Below are 21,131 nucleotides of genomic sequence, written 5' to 3' on the forward strand. Positions count from 1 at the left end.
AATCAACTCTGCCCATTAACTGTATTAGCTATGAGGCTCGATTTTTCAATACTTTCAACCTTGGTAATAATCGCTTCTGCTTTGCTTTTTTCTTCTAACAGCACAGCAAGATCCGGAATATTAGTATCCCATTCAATCAAGGTTGGTAAAGCGCCAAAACGCTTAATCACTTGTTCATATAACAGCCAAACATCATCACAAACCCTATGACCATGAGTATCTATGTAGAGCTCTTTTCCCTCAACTATTTCAGTACTAAAACCGGCTAAATGTATTTCCTTTACCGCAGATAGCGGCATATTATTTAAATAGGTTAAAGAATCAAAATGATGGTTATGTGCACTGACATAAATATTATTTACATCAAGTAATAAGCCACAACCTGTTTCTTCTGCCAATGAAGATAAAAACTGCCACTCTGTTATCGGAGAGTCAACATAAGTTAAATAACTTGAAGGGTTTTCTACTAATATCTGCCGTTGAAGAATATCTTGCGCTTGCTTAATATTGTTAGCCACAATAGTAAAAGCTTCTTCGGTAAGCGGAATAGGTAACAAGTCAGGTAAGTAATGCCCGCCTTGTGATGCGCTCCAAGAAAGGTGATCTGAGATCAATCCTGGTTGTAACCATTCAACAGTACTTTTAATATGGTGAAGGTGTTGCTCACGAATAGGGCAGTTAATCGCTGCTGAGCCCAAAGACATGCCAACACAATGCGCGGATATAGGATAATCTTGGCGGATCTTAGCCAAATATTTTGACGAAGTACTTGCTTGACTGAAAAAATTTTCCGTATGAATCTCTAACCAAGGAACATCCGGTTTATGGTTCATAAACTCTTGGAAGTGCTGATGTTTCAGTGATATGCCTACGCCTTGAATACTTTGCATAATTAAAACCATATCAAATCGATTAAGAGTAAATTTGGTAAAGCGCACAGTACTTTATTTCAGCGCCTTACCTATAAATTTAACAAGTTACTAACCTCTATTTTCTCAGCTATTTTTTCGCTGGTTTTAACGCTTTGACCACACCACCCGTAATTTTGTCACAAGTGCCTTGAGGAACATAAACCCACCCATGTGGAGAGTTATCCATTGTTGCTTGCCCTGCGCAGTTATGGCTGCCATTTAACGCGCCACAGTCATTTTTACCTGCTTTGGCTATACCTGCACATTTTTCCCATGAGGTAGGTTGACTAGGAACCGCATTAGCCGAAGTCGCGGTTAAAACGCCTAATGCTAAAATACTTGAGATAGCTGCGCTGGCAATTTTTTTGTTGTCCATAGTGATATCCTTAAAGTGTAATTAATTGTTGTGTACAAAAATAAGACAGAGAATAAGAATAATAAATTTCAACAATATCGATTTTTGTTGAGTATTGAAGGCTTAACAAACAAAAATACCAGTAAGTATTTGGGTAACTTACTGGCATTTATGATTAAGATATTTGTTCCATTATTTTAAGTTTTTAATAAACTATTTTTTCGCTTTCACTGACGGCAATAAACGATAACCCTCTTTGCTCACTTTATCGGATGGCATGTAATGGCGAATACCTAAGTTAAACATCTTAGTATCATTAGCAATGGCAATATTATTTGGTGCATCACTACCACAACCAAAACTTACCGTATAAGTACCCTCTTTATTTACGGTTGCCGTATTTGAGCTCACATTAGCTAAATCATTAAACATAAAACCATTTTTGTCGTATACAGTGATTGACCAAAAGGCCTTGTTTTTAGGATCTTCAAAGGTAGCTTGGTGACAGATATTGCTCGGATAATTACCTGAGACTTCATAAATATTATCGACTATTTGTGCACCGCCCCAGCCAATTGCCGCCCCAACCTGGTATTTTTCTGTGCTAAATAACTTATTCGATTGACCACGTGGGTCAGTAAACATCCCCGTTAATGCCTCTACGCCATCACGTTTGAAGATAGCAGGCATTTGTGCTTTCAGTGCCTTTTCTACGGTGTCGAAAGACGCTTTATTTACTGGTGTTGCGGTAAATTTACGACTTGAATTAGCGCTAATCTTCATTTGATCTTGATACTTTTTAGCTTCAGCTTCTGTAAAGGTTGCATCAAGTCGGATCACAACATAGAGATGGTCGCCGGTATGTGTTGATAAATCAAAGCTACCTTCACCATATTGCATCGCCTGAATACGGTGGTCTTCTGTCACCGGTTGCACTGACATATATTTACCTTCAGGAATGGCGGGCATAGTAATTGTTGCCCCTTTTGATACATCAACTACAGCAAATGAATAATAAGTATCACGGTTCATGCGAACTACGGGTTGATTATCCGTTGGTGTTAATTGACGTTTGTGTAGTAATTGATTAACGCCAACTAAATCCTGATTTTTCAGCATTTGATGAGAGGTTTCATCAGTTGGATAGGTTGTTGGTGTTACCACTGTCCCTGAATCATTAAAAAATGTTGCTAACGTCGCTACTTCAGTATTTGTCGAAGCGGATGGCGCGACTTGAGTCGACTCAGTCGTCGTGCTGTTACAAGCTGATAATACTGCCAAAACTGTAATCGCTAAAAGTGTCTTTTTCATCTTAAATTCCTTCTTGAACGTTAAATTATGTCTTTGGTATGAATAGATAATACTCATCTTTTGTCATTAAGGATAATGATAAAAACAGCTAAGCATTATGCGTGAAATGCATAGCTGGTCACATAGTTAGAAGCTTAAAATAATCTTTTGTGAAGTAAATAACAAAAAAGCTTAATACGATATTCGTATTAAGCTTTTTATTTTAACCACAATTCACTTTATTTATTTTATTTCACAACATCTCTAACACAGCTGGCATACTGTCGTGTATCGGTTGCTGCTGATAAACCTTCTTCACCAGTACGTAAATCAACAAGTAAATGCTCACCTCCAACACCATAATCAACAGTCCAAAATGCTTGTCCTATAGCCCATTTTTTATCGTTATATAATCGATAACTAGCGTCATCGTTACCATCATAATCTGTCCAAACAGCTTGTAATTCAGCATATTCTGGTAAACGATAATCATCGAACCCGTCATAGAGCAGAGTCTGGCATAGGTCCGTTGCTTCATTGAATGTCAGCATAATAAAGGTAGAGTTGTCTGGTCCTGTCGTGCCATTTTCAGCATGAACCAGAGTAAAGTTATTGAAATACAATAATGATTTTGCGTCAATATCAGTGAAAGGACCAATGAAGTTTAATGTTATCTCATTATCCTGTAAAACTTCAGTCGCACCAAAGTTAGCTACTGATGTAGCTCTTTTATCCCCCATTTGTGCTTCAACGGTAAAATATGTTGATATAGGGGACTCTGTTTGATAATTAAAAACTTCACCTCCTTGGGATACCTCCCCATCATTAATGCTGGAGTCCTCACCATATACCACTTTCCAAGTGAGATTTTTATTATGAGTAAGATAACGAGAGGTATTATTATCATAATGCCCAGTAACAGTTAATTTTCGTTTATGCCCTTCCCCGACAAAGTAGTCGGCACTAGGGTGAATAGTCAAAGACTCTAAACTAGCTTCGACTACTTGAATAGATTTCTTCTCGCTCTCTCCATTAAAAGTGAAGTATATATCAACATCGCCAGGGGTCCTCATATGGACCAAACCACTTAACGAAACAGTAGCAACCTTAGGATCAGAGCTTTGCCAAAAACCATTTTTTTGATTGGTAAGATCAACACTAATATCACCAACAAATTCGGCACTCGCCGTAAATTGGCTGTTAATTCTCACAGGATAAGTACTTTCAGCTGAGCTCACTTTCAGTGACTCAAACTCTGCCGTTATAACTTCGACTGGCGTATAGATAGTCGTACCATTATAACGGGTGGTTATTTCTGTAGTACCTACAGATTTTGCATCAAAACGTCCCAAAATACTGGATGCTGTTATAACAGCATCATTTTCAGAGACCCAGGTGGCAATGTCAGTTACTTCTATAACCTTATCATCCGAATAATATGCATGTGCTTGAAAACTAATGCTCTGACCGTTAGGTACCGTATCACTACTAGTTGGGGTAATAACCAATGAGGTCATTTCAGCATTAGTAACTTCAAGAATAGCGGGAAAAACTAAACCAACACCTCCATAAGTAGCGCTAATTTCAGTGTCCCCCTCAAGTAAGGTATGTGCAATTCCATCATTATCTGGAAATGAAGCAACCGCTTTATCTGTGCTATACCAAGTGATATTTTCGATATCTAGAATCTTATATGGTTGCTGATCTGTATAAATTGCATACGCTTCATAGGGCACATTAATACCGAGCGCTACAGCAGTTTCCCCCGGTGAAATATTAAGACTTTGTATAACAGCATTGGTAACGGTGATACTAACTGAGCTTTCAATACCTCGGTCTTTAACACGAATAGTTGTTTGACCAACACTTTTACCAAGAGCCTTCCCTTTAGTATCAATGGAAGCAATAGTGGGATCATCACTACTCCACACATAATCAATACCTGATTCGCTGCTGCCATCCGAGTAATAACCATACGCTTCGATAGTGAAACCTACACCGACAGGAATCGAGTCATAAGCTGAATACATATTGATTGAGTCAAATGTTACGGGGGGTGGGGCATCCTCTTCATCATCACTACACCCAACAAGCGTAAACAGTAATAAGATTAAGGGAATAAACCAAATTTTTGGAGACATAAAACATCCTTTTTTAAAGATAAATAATTAATTGTTTATTTGCAGCGACACGATGAAGTACGGGTATCGACATCCATAAATACTCGATACGAAAAAAAGTGATGCACTCATTGTGAACATCACCTTTTATTATCATCACTATTAACAGTGTGATTTATTGGCTAGCCCCTTGGAACGCGCTCCAAGCAGAGTCTACGGGTAAAATATTATTTTTCGCGATATAGCTCTCATATAGAGTAATCATCGTTTTTAGTTTCTGTGGGTGCGTAGTTTCTAACGGGTTAGACTCTGAAGGATCCGAGACCACGTTATATAAGTGCCACTTTCCATCACCGAACATACCGGTTCTTACTTTCATGGCTTTAAATTCACCTTGCATCACATAACCGTTACCAAATAATTCAAAAGCCCACCAATCGTTCTCTGTTCTTACAACATCGGACTGCCCATCTAGGAAAGGTTTAATGCTAATACCACTAGGGGGTATTACCTTTTTATTTTTATACTGAGTCATCGGGTGTTTAACATTGGCATATTCCAAAATAGTCATAGGAACATCTTTAACATAAACTGTTGCGTTAGACTTTTGACCAGCACGGGCATAATCAGAATTAAAACCACCTGGCGGTACAATCATCAATGGCACACGTATACCACCCTCTCCGACAAACCACTTCCACCACTGTAATCCGCCTGTGGCGGCATTTGCCCAAGAAGTACCAATAACATTTTCAGAGTTTGCAGTACCAATGGCTTCAAAAGAAGAATCAAATTGATTTTCAATCCATTTTGCAAATTCTGGGTTACCCGTTTTAGGATTGGTTGGCTCTAAGCCTTCAGGACCATTATCTGTCATATAAACAACTAAGGTATTGTCTAACTGACCTGATTCTCTAAGGTAATCTAAAATTTGACCAATACGATTATCCTGGTCTTCAATCATGGCCGCATACGTTGCCATGATTTTAGCTTGTTTCTCTTTATTTTCTTGAGAGAGCTCTTCCCATTTTTTAGTTAAACTATTAAACGGTGCCTCTGTCGCTTCGTGTGAAATCAAACCTTGCGCTTTTAAACTTTCATATCGCGCTTTTTTTAATCCTGCATAGCCTAATTCAAGGTACTTAGGATAATACTTCATGATCAGTTCTTGAGGCGCTTGAATAGGAAAATGTGCAGTGGTAAAAGCCATGTAAGCAAACCAAGGTTTATCATTCTTGGCCCCTTCTTTAATAAACTCTAACATTTGGTTAGTGTAAATTTCACCTGAATAGACACCTTCAGGGCGGTCATAAGGTTCGCCGTTTAAAGTCCAATTTTCTTTTCTTTTAACATTTAAACCATTAGGATCTTTAAAATTTGGTGTCATGGCTAAATCATTCCAATGATTAGAACCACCTGACAAAATACCGAATTCTTTAGTGAAGCCCCATTCTAACGGTCCTTTACCACCGGATTCTTCACCACCTAAATGCCATTTACCCGATTTATAGACTTCATAACCATCATCATTTAATAACTCTGAAATCGTCACTGCATCTTTGGTGAGGTAACCTTCATAACCCTTTTTACCGCGTGTCGCTGGATAAACAGAATAATCAAATGAACCTAAACCCACTTCGATATTATCGTTACCGGTAAAAAGCATTGAACGTGTTACCGAACAAACGGGTGACACATGAAAATTTGTGAAACGAATCCCTGCATTAGCTATCTCATTCATATTCGGTGTATGTACTTCTGAGCCATAAGCGCCAATATCGCCAAAGGCTGTATCATCAGCGACTAAGAGCAGAATATTAGGTTTCTTAGCATCAGCTTCTACCGCCGTATTAGCCTGAACTGATTCTGACTTTTCTGCACAACTGGTTAGTAATATAACGGTCGACAGAATACTTATTATTTTTTTCATAAAGGTTTCCAAAGTGTTTAAATTAGATTTCCATTGATCTACACCGGTTTATACCCGCTCCACTTGAAGATGCATCTTTAAGTAGAACGGGTATATATCCGCAATGATGGCTACTCAAATACAACAGAAATAAAACTGTATTGAGGTTTAAAATCCATTTATAGTATCTAAGACAGTATATTAACGTTGAATACACATGAGTATGCAGTTTCCGAAAACGTGCTGTTTATATCGTGATTAATTTAACTAGGTAAAGAAAAGCTTATAGATAAAGGACGTTAATAAGCGATGGAAATTCACCAACAAATCCCCAGTACCACTATCGACAACAATGTTAGAGGTATATCAACATCTGATGTTGACGAACTTTCTCAATTCCAAATCAATAAAAATCGACGATATACTCAACTACAAGCAGGCCAATTAAATGGTGCTTATCTAGAGGCAAACTTAGGTGATGTGCAAATTTTTCGTGAAAGTCTTAATGCTGGCGCATTGATTGAAGCTGCACCAGCGAGCTCATTTTTACCCTTTGCAGCTATTACTTCCAATGCGGACAACTTTAAATACTGTGGTAAACAAAGAGAAAAGAATACCGTATTGCAAGCCACCGGTGGTTTTTGGGATGCGAGTTTTCAACATAGTTTAAATTTTGTCGTTGCCGCTTTTGATAGAAAGGCTTTTAGCCGTAGTATTGAGTTGCTCACCGGAGAAGAAGTTCCCCAAGCTTGGTTTGTCAGTCAAGCTTGCTTAACGGAGCCTCATGCCTTGAAAACCTATGCCTGTGGCTTAGATAATATTCTTACTATTATTAAAAGTAGACCTGAAATATTAAAAAAAGATAATGTTCAACGAATGCTGTCGGATAGTATTTTAAGGTTGATACTTAAAGTACTTAGCAAAACAACACCGATTAATGTACAACAAGTTAGCCCCTCAAATAGGGCTCAAGGTGTTCGTATGGTTATTGATTATCTTCATCATTACGCAGACCAAGTCCCCACGATTCCTGAACTTTGTAATATTGCAAAATTAAGCGAAAGAAACCTTCAATACGGTTTTAATGAATACTTAGGTATTACGCCTATACGCTATTTACGATTGGTACGACTCAATGGTGTAAAGCGTGATTTATTACTTTCTCACCCCAAAAAAGATCGCATTGTTGATATAGCACTTAACTGGGGATTTATTGAATTGGGCCGCTTTGCAGGAGAATATCGTCAGCTATTTCAAGAGTTACCTTCTGTGACACTCAATAAGCTAAATCAGACAAAATAACCTGTTATTTATTCATGCTTAATTGGCTTCGGTACCATGCTGTAATTGCCAGCATGATAGGCGTTTGAATAACAAAAAAGACTGCCGCAAACAATAAATAATCACTATTTTCAAAAATGTTAACTGCAATTAGCGCGGCTAATGCTAGATTTCTCACCGGAAACTCTATTACAACGGCAGCCAGATCACTTTGGCACAATTTCAATATTCGCCCTAAACAATACGCAATAAAAATAGCTGCCAGAGTGAAAACTAATGCTAATAAAACTAAAGAGGATAATTGCTCGGCAATTTTTTGCTGAAACTGAGCCAGAATAGTCATTAATAATAAGAGTAAACCTATCCCACCAATTTTCTCAAAAGTTGGCATCATCTTTTTGATCAATATTGGTTTCCAATACCTTAACGTCATACCAAGCACAACAGGACAAAGCAGTAACAATACTAATTGCAGTGCTTGCTTAACCATCAAGTTTTCAAGCGCTAAATCAACCGTTAACAGCGCAGGAAATACCGTAACAACGACGATAGGTAAAATAAAGACAGCAACTAAGCCATTAAAAGCGGTGAGTGTAACCGATAACGCGACATTCGCTTTTGCCAAAAAGCTATAAATATTAGACACAGCTCCCCCAGGGCAAAGAGAAACTAAAAGCATTCCCCCTGCTACCAGAGTCGGTGGATGCATTAACTTTATGATGATCCAAGCACATAATGGCAGTAATAAAACTTGGCCTAAGGTGAGGAACAGTATTTTTTTGTTCTGCGCCTTAACCTCATTAACATCACGCTTTTCAAGACTAGCGCCAATAATGAACATTAAAAAGAAAACTAACGCAGGGATGGCTAACTCAATCACTTCCATTTGAATTGATACCTAACAATATTTAGAGTTTTATAATAAGGACTTAGAAAAGATGATACCCCTTTCCCCCTCTACCACCAAGAAGAAAGTTGCCTAAAAACCCTCACTCTCACATGTAATCATACCAACGTTAAAAAACTATAACGTTTGAGTAGTTAAGAAAAACCACTAGTGATTATTTAATCTAAAAGTAAGATGATAATTAAATTATTAATCTATAAAAATACAGTTTATTGATATTTAAAACTCAAATATGAGTATTTATAAAGAAATACGCAAAATAAAACCGACTACTACATGAAATAATTATCTTATGCATATCACTGTTAATGCCCAAGCTTTTTCAGTAAACATTAACGACATAACTTGAGAGAACTTCATAATGAATTTACCAAAAAACATTCAGCAACCACTTAGCCTAATTTACCTCGATGCCAATGCGACCACTCAAGTATTACCACAAGCTGCATCTGCAGCACTATCAACCATGGAAACACTCTTCGGCAATCCCAGCAGCAGTCATATTTCTGGGCTACAAGCCAAGCAGATAGTAGATAAAACACGCCAACAAGCAAAGCGCATTGTTGGCGCTGCTGAAGGTAAAATCATCTTCACCAGTGGTGCAACTGAAGGTATTCAAACAGCAATACTATCGGCATTAGTGAATGTTAAGAAAACGCTTAATAAGTCTCTTAATAACAAAAGCTATAGCCTTTTGTATGGCGCAACTGAACACAAAGCTGTGCCAGAGTCGCTAAAGCACTGGAACAAAATTCTGGAGATAAATGCTGAGATAAAAGCGATTCCTGTTGATGAAAAAGGACGGCTTGATTTAGAATTCATCGCCAAAGAAGTACCTAACGCTTTGATGATTTGTACCATGGCGGTCAACAATGAAACTGGTGTTTATCAAGATATAAGTTTACTAGACCAAACCATACGAGCCAATAATCCCAACATAGCGTGGATGGTAGATTGCGTGCAGGCATTAGGCAAAACAGACCTAGTCTTAGCGCAAACAAGTATTGACTATGCTCCTTTTAGTGGACACAAACTCTATGCTCCCAAAGGTATCGGTTTTATGTATGTTAAAGAAAAAGCACCATTCACCGCTTTTATCGCCGGCGGTGGTCAAGAAAGTGGATTGCGTTCTGGCACCGAAAATTTACCTGGTTTAGCTGCATTAAGTGAAATTTTTAGCATGTTGTTAGGTGAAAGTGAAGCTAGCTTTACCCCAATAAAAACTTTGCACTTATACCGTCAGCAGTTAGTGTCAGCATTAACACAGGCATTTCCTGAGATCACTTTTAACCACAGCTTTGAAAACTCAGTAGCAACCACCCTTAATTTTGCTATTCCTGGATTTAGCTCGAAAGAAATAATGGATTTATTCGACGCTGCCAATATACGCGTAAGCTCAGGCTCAGCTTGTAGCTCTAAAGTTACCCGTAGTTTCGTTTTAGATGCCATGGGACTGCCCGCTTGGCAAAGTGAGTCAGCCATTAGAATGTCATTTGGACCCGCGATGACCCAAACAGAAATTGACATTGCCTGTAGCCGAATAGTTTCGGCCGCTCAAGCACTGGTGCAGAGCTGTTTGACTCTTGATAAAAAGAATATTGATACACAGACCATGAACACGAGTAGCACCACTAATAAGACGGAGCTAGACGGTCTTGTGCAATTTAAAGCAGGCGGCAGCTGTAGTTGGTTATATGTTGACAAAAAAACAAGATCTGCGGTGTTTATCGACCCTTTATCGGAAGTCAGTGAACGTCTACAAACATTATTGACTTGCCGCGGACTTAATTTAGTTGCCGTCATTGATACCCATGGTCATGCAGATCATAAGTCTTGTCGTAATGGTATCGCAAAGAAGTTTTTAGCCGAGCAACAAACTGACTACCTTGGCTGGCCAGCTGGTGCGCAAACAACAACCATTCATGGCCAAACATTCCAATACCTTATTTTGGGTGATAAGTGGTTAATCAAAGTCGCCACACCTGGTCATACCGACGACAGCATGAGCTTATTACTGTGCGATCCAGTCACTGATTCAGCAGAAAAATTACAGGTACACTATGCCTTTTGTGGTGATCTTATTTTAATGGATAGTATTGGTCGAAGCAATTTTTCAACCAGTAGTGCGCCAGCAATGTATTCAAGCTTAAAGTTAATGAAGTCACTTATCGGCAACAATAGTTTGATTTGCCCAAGTCATGATTATCACAACGAATTTACTACCTGCCTTGAAACTGAAATGACACGTAACTCGCTACTTCGTCAAGTTATCAATAGTGAAATAGATATTGAAGAATTCACTAGTAAAAAAATTAAAATGGATAAAGATATAATCAATGAGTCTGGCAGTGAAATCATGTGTGGCGCTTTAATAGGTGCTTGCCAAAAGGTTGTAGTACGTGAATATGACAGCGTCAGCTTAACCAAGGCGGTAAAAAAGTCGAGTGACATGAAATTAATTGATATCCGTGAACCACACGAATACGCACTACAACACGATGAAAAATTCACCAGCAATGTTCCTTTGACTCGACTAGTGCAATTTGTAAAAGAGCAACAACAGAATAAAGAACAAGAATTCGTGTTGGTTTGTCGTAGTGGCGGTCGCTCTCAATTAGCCGCTCAAGCACTAGCTCGGTTAGGTTTTGAAAATGTTGGCCATTTGAAAGGTGGTTATGCTTTACATCAGTACTAATAATACATTTAAGTATAAATTTTCTTGATGACAGCCCAAGTTATTTAAAATTTGGTGAGAAAATCCCCTTTGTTAAATCAAGACTAAATGGTAGCGATAGAAACTAGTTTTCTATCGCTACCAAACACGTTACTAACTCATCCCCCTTCAGCCATATTCTGCAATAGTCGCAAGCGTTGTTGCTCCTGTTGTGAAGGCTGATACGGTATATCACTCAAACTAGATACTTCAAAACCTTTAATTTCATATTTCTTAATCGCGCTATTGCCGTATTTTTTGGGTTTACCCGGTGCTGGCGACATCAACTCGATTGAAAAGGTAGATAAATAAAATGGCGCTTGTTTCCCATGTAATACTGATTGGTGCGCTTTTAAATTGATATGACTGCTGCCTTTATTGAGTTTTTCTTTACTTACTAAGTGTGCAATGGGTTGGTTGTTCGCATCAAATAAATTGGCGCGGACCCGATAAAGACCTTTTTTTCTTGTGGTTAAGTTAGCTTGCATCACCATATCAGCCTCTTGGTTAAAGACTGAATTGAATCCTTCTAAGGTTGCCACTGAATCAACATATTTCAACGCCAGTGCGATAGTAATATCTTTGCCATTAACACGGGCTTTTATCGTAGCTTGCAATTGTCTTGGCAGATCTCTTTGGCCTTCAAATTGTGCGTACCAGTTACTTTCATCTTGTTCAAATTGACTGCTAAGTAGCGTTCTCCCAGTGCTTAGGTCTATGAGCTGAAGTTCTGCATTATCGATATTGTCTCCTGTAAGCGTCGCTAACACTTGTTCTGGGTATGTATAACGATATTTTGATAATGCTGCTGTAACTTGAGTTCCCTCATCGTCCACAAGAATTGATTGCGGATTGAAGTGATTTGGTTTCAAGCGATCAAAATCATTATGAGTTAATGGTTGAGAGTATGATGGAAAACTTAGTTCTGCGGCATACGCCTTAGCCACTAATGTTGCAGAGTCGTTAGACGTTATTTTTTTAGACGTTATCTCAAGCAAATTATTAACTTGAGCAGTGTTAACTAACTGTTTTTTTTCTGCTAGGAGCGGTGTTGTTATCAGTGATTTATTAACCGTTATTTGCTGTTGCTGCATCGATGGCCAAAAAATCCAAACACTGATAACAACAATGCTCATCGTCACTATTCGTTTTAAAATTTTGTTTTTTTTCATAATTAATCAACTTTCCTGCTTTATGAGCTGTTAACCGTTCAAATTATTAATAGTTGGGGTTAACAGCTATTCATATATTATTAGTTAGGAATCGCGTCATAAATTAGCGTTGACATACTGTCTTCATTTGAATTTTCTACATAAAGATAATTACTCTTCCACAACCACCAACCAGTAGTTTGAGTGTAAGTATCAAAATGCACGCCCTCACCAGATAATAAGTTTTCATGATTACTGGCCGCCGTTACTTTACCTTTGTGCTGTTGTTCAAGTACTGACAAGTGAGCATAGTCTTTGCTCATAAGCATAGGATAATGATACGGCATAAAACCTGAAACCGCATTGCCTTGATTTGACACTTTACCGTTAAAATCGACTTGCGAACTACAACTACCATAATGCCCTTGGCGGTTACCGCCACACGAGGAATGACTACCAACAACACCATCATCATGACCTTGAATAAATGGACTTGTAACGCCTAAGAAATCGCTGGCATCAGCAACAAAACGTAAACGAGGAATTCTCGCATCAGGTAATGGTGCAAGTTGTCTCGCATTATTAACTTTTAGGTCATGAAGTACGCCCATTTCATCGCTTAGCTGGCCTCCCAACCAAGCCTCTAACGCAGACTCGATAATAAAGGTCCAGCTTTCAGTGCCTTGGGCAACACTTACAGCTAAATCGGCAAGTTCACTACCACCGCCAGCACCCGCAATATCAAAAGTAGCAACGATATTAAGCGGTGCTAATCCAGCATTTTCTAACCATGTTTCTTGGTTTTCGATAATATAGCGAGCCACTAAATCACCAGTGGAGTGAGTGACAAATATACAGCCCGGTGAGCAGAAGTCACTTTCTGAAAAAGCCTTCAGCTTTGGCCAAATATAATCCGTTGCAATTTTCTCTTCAATTCGCTCATATGAGGGCCAATCAATACGGGCATCACTTAAGTTGTCCCAATAACCATTCCAGTAGTTTTGACCACTTTCGCTAACATCACCATCGGATATCAATTGTTGTGGCTGAAAGCCATGAATAAGTACTATTTTATATTCTTTGCTGAATGTATCCGCTGAGTAAAATGCAAAGCAGAGCGCTGCAATCACCATTGTATTTTTGATAATATTCATATTTTCCCCAATCATTTTTTATAATTATTTTTATACCGTCATATTTTTTTATTGTAATTTAACTGGTCTGACGTTAGACCAGTTAAATCACAATAGATTAGTGGTCGTTTTTTATCCAGACACTACTTATTTACAATAAAAATAATGAAAATAAACAACCGTTATAATGGTTAATAAGAAAGGGGAATTAATAATTCAAAATTATTTTTGATGAGGAAAGTTAGAATATTAGTGTAGATTTGGCATCTTGATTAACTGAAAAAGGCTAGGTGATTTTGAGTGAGTAAATAGCATTTCCAACCACTACTCTAACGTAAAAAAGCCAGCATAGTTGCTGGCTTTCTCTCGATTTTGAGACGTTAAGTAATAGAATGACAATATTTATAAAATGTAAACATCCTTTACAATAGGTGCTTATCTAAAAAGCCAACAACCTGTTTCATATAAGCTCTTTGATTTTTAGGGTTAAAAAAACCATGGCTTTCATCACCAATTACAAACCACTCATACGACTTATTTTCTTTATCAAGCGCTGCTCTTAATCTCTCTGCATGCTCAAAGGGTGCTCGTTCGTCTTTCTCGCCATGAGCCAATAAAATAGGCACTTGTATTTTTTCAACATAGTTAACTGGCGACATACTTTTTAGTAATTGCTCATCTGTGCCTAAAACGTGTTTTAGATAACTCATACCTGAACGCTTTTGCTGTACATCCCCTTCTTCAAACATTAACTCTAAATCATAAATGCCGGCATTGGCTATGGCGCATTTATAAACATCAGGGTATAAAGCGGCACTTTGTATCGCCGAGTAGGCACCAAAACTCCCCCCCATGATGCATACTTTATTATCAGCCGCTTTTTTATTTTTAACTAACCATTGGTAACCATCCAATATATCTTGCTGTACTAGCCCTCCCCAAGCTTTATAACCCGACCTTTGGTAGTTCACACCATAGCCGCCTGAGCCCCGAAAATTGACTTGTAACACAGAGTAACCATGCGCCACTAAATATTGTACTTGAGAAGAGAATTCCCAATAATCCCTCACACCATGAGGACCGCCATGAACTAACACAACAGTTGGGGCAAGCTCATTTTTTTGCTTTGCTTTTGCTTGGGTAAAAAAGCCATTGAGCATTGAACCATCCGATGCTTCAAATTTAATAGGCTCAACTTGAGCAAAGTCAGCACTTTGAAATTCAGGTTTAAATTGAAAGAGCCTCTTTAGTTTATTCGATTCTCTATCAAGTAAATACAAACTTCCGGGATCAATATCAGATGAAACAAACACGACATAGATTTGCCCATCTTCGGTTTTACTGGTTACTTTAACTGAACTATAAGGAAACAGCTTTAATAGCTCTTTAAAAACTTTTGCTTCTTCATGCTTTTTATTGAGAATTAAATAAGCGGGGTAACCATCATCAACCCGAACAGCATACGCTGAACGCTTATCCGTGGTCATTTCCACATCAGTTATATCGACTTTTTTATCCGTGTAAACCGATTTATATTGAAAGTTTTCCAGATTTAATTTGAAAATACCTTTAATGTCTTGCTGGTAATCATCAAAGGTATAAAGAGATTTACCTGATGCATCAATAAACAATGGCTGTACACGTGAGCCAACAATATCCTGAGGGATATGTTTCCATTTACCATCTTCCCTAAAATAAAGTTTAGTATCATTATTGCCATCTCTACCTACGACAAACTTTACCTTGCCTTGACCATCTGTTAAAAATCGAGCAAATGGCACTGGAGATTTAACAACTTTCCTTTTGATTACACCGGTATAAACATTCAGTTTTAACACTGTGGCATTTCTTTCCTCTGTAGCACTCATCGGGGTAGAGCTAATTAAAATATGCTTTTTATCCTCAGGCAGGATATCAATAATTTTCCCCCAGCCAAATGTAGACTCTTTCTTTTTAATAAAACTGCCTGTTTGTGTCTCACCAGCGCGATAACCATAAATCATCTTCCCTCTTGAGCCATCCATATTTATCGCGAATAACTCACCATAAGATACGGGTTCTTCAAGCCAGGGATCTCGTTTGGCAAGACTGATAACGACACGTTCATTATTAACCCAGTAATACTGATTGATTTCTAACCGTCCAGGCAGCTTAGAGCCTGAAAGGGGTTTTAGTGTTTTACTATCGACAAAAACTAAAGTCGCCTCCCCTTTATTAAATACTGACACGGCTAGATGTTTGCCATCAGGGGATATTTTTGCATTTTGATACTGTGCCCGCTCGAATATTCCATCCCAGTTTTTAGCGTATCCCATCGCTGAAATGAAAATCAAACCAAGCAAAATTGCTTTTATTAAAAATTTATACACATTGCTATCCTTTTATTTAAAACTGATAAAACAATCAATTACCCAAGTAAAAAATTGAATTAACCTATACTTCCGATGTAAAAATCGATGTGAATAATTGAAGTAAACATACTACAAACATAAAATTTTTCATGACCTAATGCGCTAGTATTGAGTTTTCTTTAATTGATTAGAAATACTTAATAAAGCTATTCCATCAAATAAAAAAGTCATACCAATAATAAGCCCAATAACCCAAGCACTAGCAAAGGGCCAATTAGTCAGTACAATTACGCCTAGAATGAAAGAAATTACACCACTTAACAGACTAAAAAATTTGGCTGATGAATTAAGTCCAAAAGAAACCACAACGGCACTAAAACCACTAATTAAAAAGTAAATCGCAATTAACAAACCTAACACACCAAGAATGATGGCTGGATGAGTAAAAATAATCAGTGCCAAAGCCATTAAAATAAAGGGCTTAAACCATAAAGACATATCTTGTGTTTTATATTGCCAAGCATTAAAAGCCAGTGCGATTGCTGATATTAAGAATATACCGCCAACATAAGTATTAAATGCCAAACCAATCAAATTAGGTACTAAAATACCTAAAATGCCAATAATGATCATCACTATACCAACCGCTTTGGTATTTTTTATAAAAGCGAGATTGATCCGCTGAGCTGATGTTTCACGAGTTACTTTTGGCATTACTTCTGACGTATCTTCTGAGTGAGGAACTATGTCTGTCATAGAGAATTATCCTTAAATTGACACAATAAGAGTTGTTAAAATAATGTAACAGAAATACTGAATAAACTGTATTAATTATTGCCCTCTAACAAAGTCATATGGTGAAACCTAACTATTAAGACGATCTGTTTCAACATTAAGCCTAATGGGTGCTTTGACCAGGTGAGCCCTTGATAATATTTGTCTCAGGATGAATAAGTTGATAGACAATAATTGTATTCAATTACTTTCAGCGTAAATAATCATGAATTAGCGAAGCGTATTTCAACAAACATCCTAAATTATTGAATTTTTTAATTCACATATTTTGTAAATAATTTTGGATAGTTGTTATGAAAAAAATACATTTTGAGTTTCATTCAGTAGGTACTTTCGTCAATGTTGTTGTTATCTGTTTGGCAATAATCATGGGAAGTGTCGCTGTTGCAGAAGAATACAATACTGGCAGTATCAGTCTAAGCCTTGATAACGATGGTTTTCTTGGCTCTGATAGAGGATACACCAATGGACTATTTTTCAAATTCAACTCAAACAGTACGGTTGATATAGAGCAGAGCTCCCCGTTACTGCTTAAAACCGTTGGTAGTTGGTTACCCTTTCATCATCAGACCAACAAAGGTTGGGGTATCACTCTTGGTCAACAAATATGGACACCGACCGACTTAGAATCTCCTGTTGAAGGAGAAAACGATAGACCCTACACCGGATTTTTGTTTATTGAAGCGAATATTTTTGAATTTTCAGCGGATACAGCCAATAAATACAGCTTGATGCTTGGGGCCGTGGGTCCTGATGCTTTTGGTGAGAATTCACAAAAGTCTGTTCACAGTTTAATAGGCTCACCAAAACCTATGGGTTGGGCTAGACAAATTGAAAATCAAACAGTGTTTAACTTTTCTTATGAAGGCCAAAGGTTGTTGACTAGAGCACCAGGTTGGCTTGATAAAGACTACGATAGCGGCTTCTCAGGTAGAATTAATGTTGGTAATTATCAAAGTGAAATAGCATTGGGTAGCACCATTCGATGGGGTACTTCTTTACATGAAAGTTTCGCCAGTGTTGGGGTTATACCTGGCAATTACATTGACGTCAGTGTTTTGTCAAAAAGTCGCTCCGGACAATTTTACTACCTTGCAGTAGAAGGGAGATATAGATTTCAAGACATTACTATTGATGGCGCGCGGCCTAAGCATTTATTTGATGTACATACTGAACATTGGCAAGCAACGATATCTACCGGTGCCGTTTATTATCAAGAATCATGGGGATTAGCTTTTAGTATTATTACCAGTTCTCCTGACTATAAAGAAGACCTACGTAAGTACAATTCTACCGCGTCGCTTGAAGTATTCTGGCGTGCTTAACAAGAGTAATTAATGTCAAATAGATAAAGGGGTCGCCGTCATTAGCCCTAGCGGTTACGAGTTAATAGCACTCTATTTTTTGGAGAACTGCTCTAAGACAAAGTCGATAAAACAACGTACTTTTCTAGCCACATACTTCCGGTGTGGGTAAATAGCAAAAAGACCAAACTCCAGCGTGGTGTATTCTGGCATTACTCTTAACAGCCTGCCATCAGCTAATGCGTCTTCGACAATAAAGTTAGGTGTCATCGCAATCCCACCATCAGCGATGGCTATTTCCCTAACGGCTTGCGGGCTATTTACCGCTAAGCCAGACTGCACATTAATAGTTTCTGCTTGCCCCTTTGGCGAAATAAACGGCCATTGTTTCCCAATCCTAAAATTACTATCAATAATACAATGGTGTTCACCAAGTTGTTCGGGCGTTGTAGGTAAACCTTGTGTCTGAGCGTAATTTGGTGATGCCGACAATACTAGAGGAAAATTAGTTAAATGCCTTGCTATCATGTTCGAGTCATCTACACCGCCAATACGTAAACGCACATCAATCCCCTCTTCCAACATGTCTATCGCACCATTGGTCAGCACTAACTCAACGGTTAAGTCAGGATATAAGGCAATAAATTTTGGTAATAACGGTGCTAACCTCATTTCACCAAAAGTTACCGGTGCGCTAATTCGTAATAAACCCCGTGGTGCGGTCTGCTCACCGGTGACGTTATCTACCATAGCGCTAAACTGCTCAAGTAATATGATTGCTTCTTCATAATAACGTCGGCCGGAGTCAGTTAATGCCAACTGTCTGGTTGTTCGATTAAAGAGTCGAATCCCTAATTGGTTTTCAACTTCACCTACGTACTTACTTACTAACGCTTTTGAGATCCCTAGCCTTTCACTTGCCGCCGTAAATGAGTTTGTTTCAACGACTGCTACCACTGTTTTTAATCCATCTAACGTATCCATAAGCTGCTCGAAGACCCCTATTTTATTCAACTATGACTAGGGTCTGTTGATCTTTCGAGATTGTTTTTGCAGCGTTTTGTTGGGTATTTATACAAGGCAGAGCCTTTGTCATGTGGTTGTTCCACATAAAAAGGCGATAACGCTGTAAAAATGTTCAACAAACGCTGTCCGATGGATTCGGTTAAAAGCGTCTTACTCTTTGTTGAGTAGTGTTTGCTTAGAGTGACTAGGCTACACACTACTCGCCGCTATTAAAACGCTTTTATCTCGAACAAAATTTAACCGCGAAAGGTCAATAGACCCTAAATGTCAGCCCAACAATATCCTGCCTAACGTTGATATTAACTCAATTACGGTGCAATCAAGGCCTTATTGTCAACACTACATTGACAATAATTCAACATCAACCCTATTTATCAATGAGGCGTTGAAATAGATAATAGCTTCATCAACTACAAAACAGCGTCACCGAAAATGTAAACGGAGAAGTAAATGGCAAAGATAGAGATATATACCCGACCTGGCTGTGGTTACTGTACTCACGCTAAACGGTTATTAACCAATAAAGGGTTGGATTATGTTGAATATGATGTTTATGAAAACCCAGTGTACATAAAAGAGTTACAGCAAAGAACAACGGGCAGAACCTACCCTCAGATATTTATCGAAGAGTTATCGGTGGGTGGTTTTACTGAATTACTAGAAAATGAACAATTTAGCTTACTAAAAAATAGTAAAACTTATTAATTACTTACATAGGAAAAAACAATGAAAAATTTAACAAAATCGATAGTAAAAAACAGACGTTTTAGCAATTATCTTATGGCAACTGCTAGCGTATTATTACTAGGTTTCACCTCAATGAGTCATGTGGAAGCAGCACAAACCTTACACAAAACCATTAAAGTACAAAACCAAGAAATTTTTTACCGTGAAGCAGGTCAAGAACACAAGAAAACTATTGTGTTATTACATGGCTTTCCAACGTCGTCACATATGTACCGTGACTTAATCCCTAAATTGTCAGAAACATATCACGTTATTGCTCCAGATTACCCAGGTTTTGGTAACAGCTCTATGCCAGCGCTTGGTGATTTTGAATACAGCTTTGACAATTTAGCTAAGATTACCGATGCCTTTTTAACCAAAGTAGGCGCTGAAGAATATACCATGTATGTTATGGATTATGGCGCTCCAATCGGATTTCGAATAGCCGCGGCTCATCCGGAGCGTGTCCAAGGTTTGATCATACAAAATGGCAATGCTTACGATGAAGGATTACGTGACTTTTGGGACCCTATTAAAGCCTATTGGAAAGATAAAACACCTGAAAATGCCAAAGTACTTAAAGATAACCTGTTAACTATTGGTGCAACAGAGTGGCAATATACTAATGGTACTCGCAATAAAGAAACCATTAGCCCTGATAACTGGATAGTAGATCAAGCTAAATTAGACCGCCCAGGCAATAAAGAGATCCAATTAGAATTGTTTTATTCTTACGGCACTAATCCAGCACTTTATCCAGAATGGCAAGAGTACTTTAGAGAGCACCAACCGCCAACGTTATTAATGTGGGGTAAAGGTGACTATATTTTCCCTGAAGAAGGTGCACATCCATATAAACGTGATTTAAAAAACCTAGATTTTAATATCTTAGATACAGGTCACTTTGCCTTAGAAGAAGACGGTGATGTTATTGCCAATCACATCCTTAAGTTCATGAAAAAGAATAACTAGGAATTAAAAAATTTCCTTTGCGCTGCAATATTCCCATTTATTTGTAGCGCTTTTTTTATTGCTTTGAAAGATAAATAAAGCGGATTAGACCGATGGTGGCAATGTCTAGACACCTAGTTGCCTTTATCACCTGATGAACACGTATATTATGGCTTCACTCTTTAGCTCATATTCATGAATGTTTAGG

Annotated in this window: 17 protein-coding genes; 5 read left to right on the forward strand and 12 right to left on the reverse strand. The window is 38.1% G+C overall.

Annotation, left to right across the window (positions count from 1 at the left end; translation table 11 throughout):
• Positions 1-2: 2 nt before the first annotated feature.
• From bufB to CXF79_RS16285, 5 genes are all read right to left on the reverse strand, one after another.
• On the reverse strand, positions 3-890 hold the full coding sequence (gene bufB / locus CXF79_RS16265) for an MNIO family bufferin maturase (protein WP_232769219.1): 888 nt from the start codon (positions 888-890) through the stop codon (positions 3-5).
• A gap of 109 nt (positions 891-999) precedes the next feature.
• Positions 1,000-1,287 carry a BufA1 family periplasmic bufferin-type metallophore gene (locus CXF79_RS16270; protein ID WP_101156497.1) on the reverse strand — a complete coding sequence of 96 codons (288 nt, stop codon included), beginning with the start codon at positions 1,285-1,287 and terminating at the stop codon, positions 1,000-1,002.
• 192 nt (positions 1,288-1,479) lie between these two features.
• Positions 1,480-2,577 carry a DUF1254 domain-containing protein gene (locus CXF79_RS16275; protein ID WP_101156501.1) on the reverse strand — a complete coding sequence of 366 codons (1,098 nt, stop codon included), beginning with the start codon at positions 2,575-2,577 and terminating at the stop codon, positions 1,480-1,482.
• Positions 2,578-2,804: 227 nt separating this feature from the next.
• Positions 2,805-4,697 carry an Ig-like domain-containing protein gene (locus CXF79_RS16280; protein ID WP_101156504.1) on the reverse strand — a complete coding sequence of 631 codons (1,893 nt, stop codon included), beginning with the start codon at positions 4,695-4,697 and terminating at the stop codon, positions 2,805-2,807.
• Positions 4,698-4,851: 154 nt separating this feature from the next.
• On the reverse strand, positions 4,852-6,606 hold the full coding sequence (locus tag CXF79_RS16285; RefSeq protein WP_101156507.1) for an arylsulfatase: 1,755 nt from the start codon (positions 6,604-6,606) through the stop codon (positions 4,852-4,854).
• 288 nt (positions 6,607-6,894) lie between these two features.
• Between CXF79_RS16285 and CXF79_RS16290 the strand changes: the two genes are divergently transcribed.
• Positions 6,895-7,887 carry a helix-turn-helix domain-containing protein gene (locus CXF79_RS16290; RefSeq protein ID WP_101156510.1) on the forward strand — a complete coding sequence of 331 codons (993 nt, stop codon included), beginning with the start codon at positions 6,895-6,897 and terminating at the stop codon, positions 7,885-7,887.
• A 4-nt stretch (positions 7,888-7,891) separates the two neighbouring features.
• Here the strand turns inward: CXF79_RS16290 and CXF79_RS16295 are convergent, their stop codons facing one another.
• Positions 7,892-8,752 carry a bile acid:sodium symporter family protein gene (locus tag CXF79_RS16295; protein ID WP_101156512.1) on the reverse strand — a complete coding sequence of 287 codons (861 nt, stop codon included), beginning with the start codon at positions 8,750-8,752 and terminating at the stop codon, positions 7,892-7,894.
• 382 nt (positions 8,753-9,134) lie between these two features.
• On the opposite strand from CXF79_RS16295, the gene CXF79_RS16300 reads away from it, so the two are divergent.
• Positions 9,135-11,468 carry an aminotransferase class V-fold PLP-dependent enzyme gene (locus tag CXF79_RS16300; RefSeq protein ID WP_442871899.1) on the forward strand — a complete coding sequence of 778 codons (2,334 nt, stop codon included), beginning with the start codon at positions 9,135-9,137 and terminating at the stop codon, positions 11,466-11,468.
• A 137-nt stretch (positions 11,469-11,605) separates the two neighbouring features.
• On the opposite strand, the gene CXF79_RS16305 is transcribed toward CXF79_RS16300, so the two are convergent.
• The 4 genes from CXF79_RS16305 to CXF79_RS16320 all read right to left on the reverse strand — a co-directional run bounded on the left by CXF79_RS16305 (position 11,606) and on the right by CXF79_RS16320 (position 16,877).
• Positions 11,606-12,658 (reverse strand): hypothetical protein, encoded by a 1,053-nt coding sequence (locus tag CXF79_RS16305; protein ID WP_101156518.1) that lies wholly within the window; start codon positions 12,656-12,658, stop codon positions 11,606-11,608.
• An 80-nt stretch (positions 12,659-12,738) separates the two neighbouring features.
• The gene (locus CXF79_RS16310; protein ID WP_101156520.1) at positions 12,739-13,791 is read right to left on the reverse strand and encodes a hypothetical protein; all 1,053 of its coding nucleotides are present in this window, start codon (positions 13,789-13,791) and stop codon (positions 12,739-12,741) included.
• Between the two features lie 401 nt (positions 13,792-14,192).
• Positions 14,193-16,139: an alpha/beta hydrolase family protein gene (locus CXF79_RS16315; RefSeq protein ID WP_101156522.1), complete on the reverse strand. Its 1,947-nt coding sequence runs from the start codon at positions 16,137-16,139 to the stop codon at positions 14,193-14,195.
• A gap of 144 nt (positions 16,140-16,283) precedes the next feature.
• Positions 16,284-16,877 carry an HdeD family acid-resistance protein gene (locus tag CXF79_RS16320; RefSeq protein WP_232769220.1) on the reverse strand — a complete coding sequence of 198 codons (594 nt, stop codon included), beginning with the start codon at positions 16,875-16,877 and terminating at the stop codon, positions 16,284-16,286.
• A gap of 332 nt (positions 16,878-17,209) precedes the next feature.
• Between CXF79_RS16320 and CXF79_RS16325 the strand changes: the two genes are divergently transcribed.
• Positions 17,210-18,241 carry a lipid A deacylase LpxR family protein gene (locus CXF79_RS16325; RefSeq protein ID WP_232769221.1) on the forward strand — a complete coding sequence of 344 codons (1,032 nt, stop codon included), beginning with the start codon at positions 17,210-17,212 and terminating at the stop codon, positions 18,239-18,241.
• Positions 18,242-18,313: 72 nt separating this feature from the next.
• On the opposite strand, the gene CXF79_RS16330 is transcribed toward CXF79_RS16325, so the two are convergent.
• A complete protein-coding gene (locus CXF79_RS16330) occupies positions 18,314-19,204 on the reverse strand; it encodes a LysR family transcriptional regulator (protein WP_101156524.1) in 891 nt (296 codons plus the stop codon).
• Between the two features lie 26 nt (positions 19,205-19,230).
• Positions 19,231-19,443, reverse strand: a complete 213-nt coding sequence (locus CXF79_RS23705) for a hypothetical protein (RefSeq protein WP_232769222.1) — start codon at positions 19,441-19,443, stop codon at positions 19,231-19,233.
• A gap of 253 nt (positions 19,444-19,696) precedes the next feature.
• Between CXF79_RS23705 and CXF79_RS16340 the strand changes: the two genes are divergently transcribed.
• Together CXF79_RS16340 and CXF79_RS16345 are read left to right on the forward strand one after the other, a co-directional pair.
• On the forward strand, positions 19,697-19,951 hold the full coding sequence (locus tag CXF79_RS16340) for a glutaredoxin domain-containing protein (protein ID WP_101156526.1): 255 nt from the start codon (positions 19,697-19,699) through the stop codon (positions 19,949-19,951).
• A 21-nt stretch (positions 19,952-19,972) separates the two neighbouring features.
• A complete protein-coding gene (locus CXF79_RS16345) occupies positions 19,973-20,944 on the forward strand; it encodes an alpha/beta fold hydrolase (RefSeq protein ID WP_101156528.1) in 972 nt (323 codons plus the stop codon).
• The last annotated feature ends 187 nt before the right edge of the window (positions 20,945-21,131 follow it).

It is taken from the genome of Colwellia sp. Bg11-28 (genome assembly GCF_002836245.1).
GTDB classification, from domain to species: Bacteria; Pseudomonadota; Gammaproteobacteria; order Enterobacterales; family Alteromonadaceae; genus Colwellia; species Colwellia psychrerythraea_A.

What these genes read in the sequence shown, in the direction of transcription:
- CXF79_RS16340 (WP_101156526.1), top strand. Translation starts at nt 19,697, where the DNA reads ATGGCAAAGATAGAGATATATACCCGACCTGGCTGTGGTTACTGTACT.
- CXF79_RS16295 (WP_101156512.1), bottom strand. Translation starts at nt 8,752, where the DNA reads ATGGAAGTGATTGAGTTAGCCATCCCTGCGTTAGTTTTCTTTTTAATG.
- CXF79_RS16305 (WP_101156518.1), bottom strand. Translation starts at nt 12,658, where the DNA reads ATGAAAAAAAACAAAATTTTAAAACGAATAGTGACGATGAGCATTGTT.
- CXF79_RS16285 (WP_101156507.1), bottom strand. Translation starts at nt 6,606, where the DNA reads ATGAAAAAAATAATAAGTATTCTGTCGACCGTTATATTACTAACCAGT.
- CXF79_RS16300 (WP_442871899.1), top strand. Translation starts at nt 9,135, where the DNA reads ATGAATTTACCAAAAAACATTCAGCAACCACTTAGCCTAATTTACCTC.
- CXF79_RS16280 (WP_101156504.1), bottom strand. Translation starts at nt 4,697, where the DNA reads ATGTCTCCAAAAATTTGGTTTATTCCCTTAATCTTATTACTGTTTACG.
- CXF79_RS16290 (WP_101156510.1), top strand. Translation starts at nt 6,895, where the DNA reads ATGGAAATTCACCAACAAATCCCCAGTACCACTATCGACAACAATGTT.
- CXF79_RS16330 (WP_101156524.1), bottom strand. Translation starts at nt 19,204, where the DNA reads ATGGATACGTTAGATGGATTAAAAACAGTGGTAGCAGTCGTTGAAACA.
- CXF79_RS16275 (WP_101156501.1), bottom strand. Translation starts at nt 2,577, where the DNA reads ATGAAAAAGACACTTTTAGCGATTACAGTTTTGGCAGTATTATCAGCT.
- CXF79_RS16310 (WP_101156520.1), bottom strand. Translation starts at nt 13,791, where the DNA reads ATGAATATTATCAAAAATACAATGGTGATTGCAGCGCTCTGCTTTGCA.
- CXF79_RS16270 (WP_101156497.1), bottom strand. Translation starts at nt 1,287, where the DNA reads ATGGACAACAAAAAAATTGCCAGCGCAGCTATCTCAAGTATTTTAGCA.
- bufB (WP_232769219.1), bottom strand. Translation starts at nt 890, where the DNA reads ATGCAAAGTATTCAAGGCGTAGGCATATCACTGAAACATCAGCACTTC.
- CXF79_RS16325 (WP_232769221.1), top strand. Translation starts at nt 17,210, where the DNA reads ATGAAAAAAATACATTTTGAGTTTCATTCAGTAGGTACTTTCGTCAAT.
- CXF79_RS16345 (WP_101156528.1), top strand. Translation starts at nt 19,973, where the DNA reads ATGAAAAATTTAACAAAATCGATAGTAAAAAACAGACGTTTTAGCAAT.
- CXF79_RS16320 (WP_232769220.1), bottom strand. Translation starts at nt 16,877, where the DNA reads ATGACAGACATAGTTCCTCACTCAGAAGATACGTCAGAAGTAATGCCA.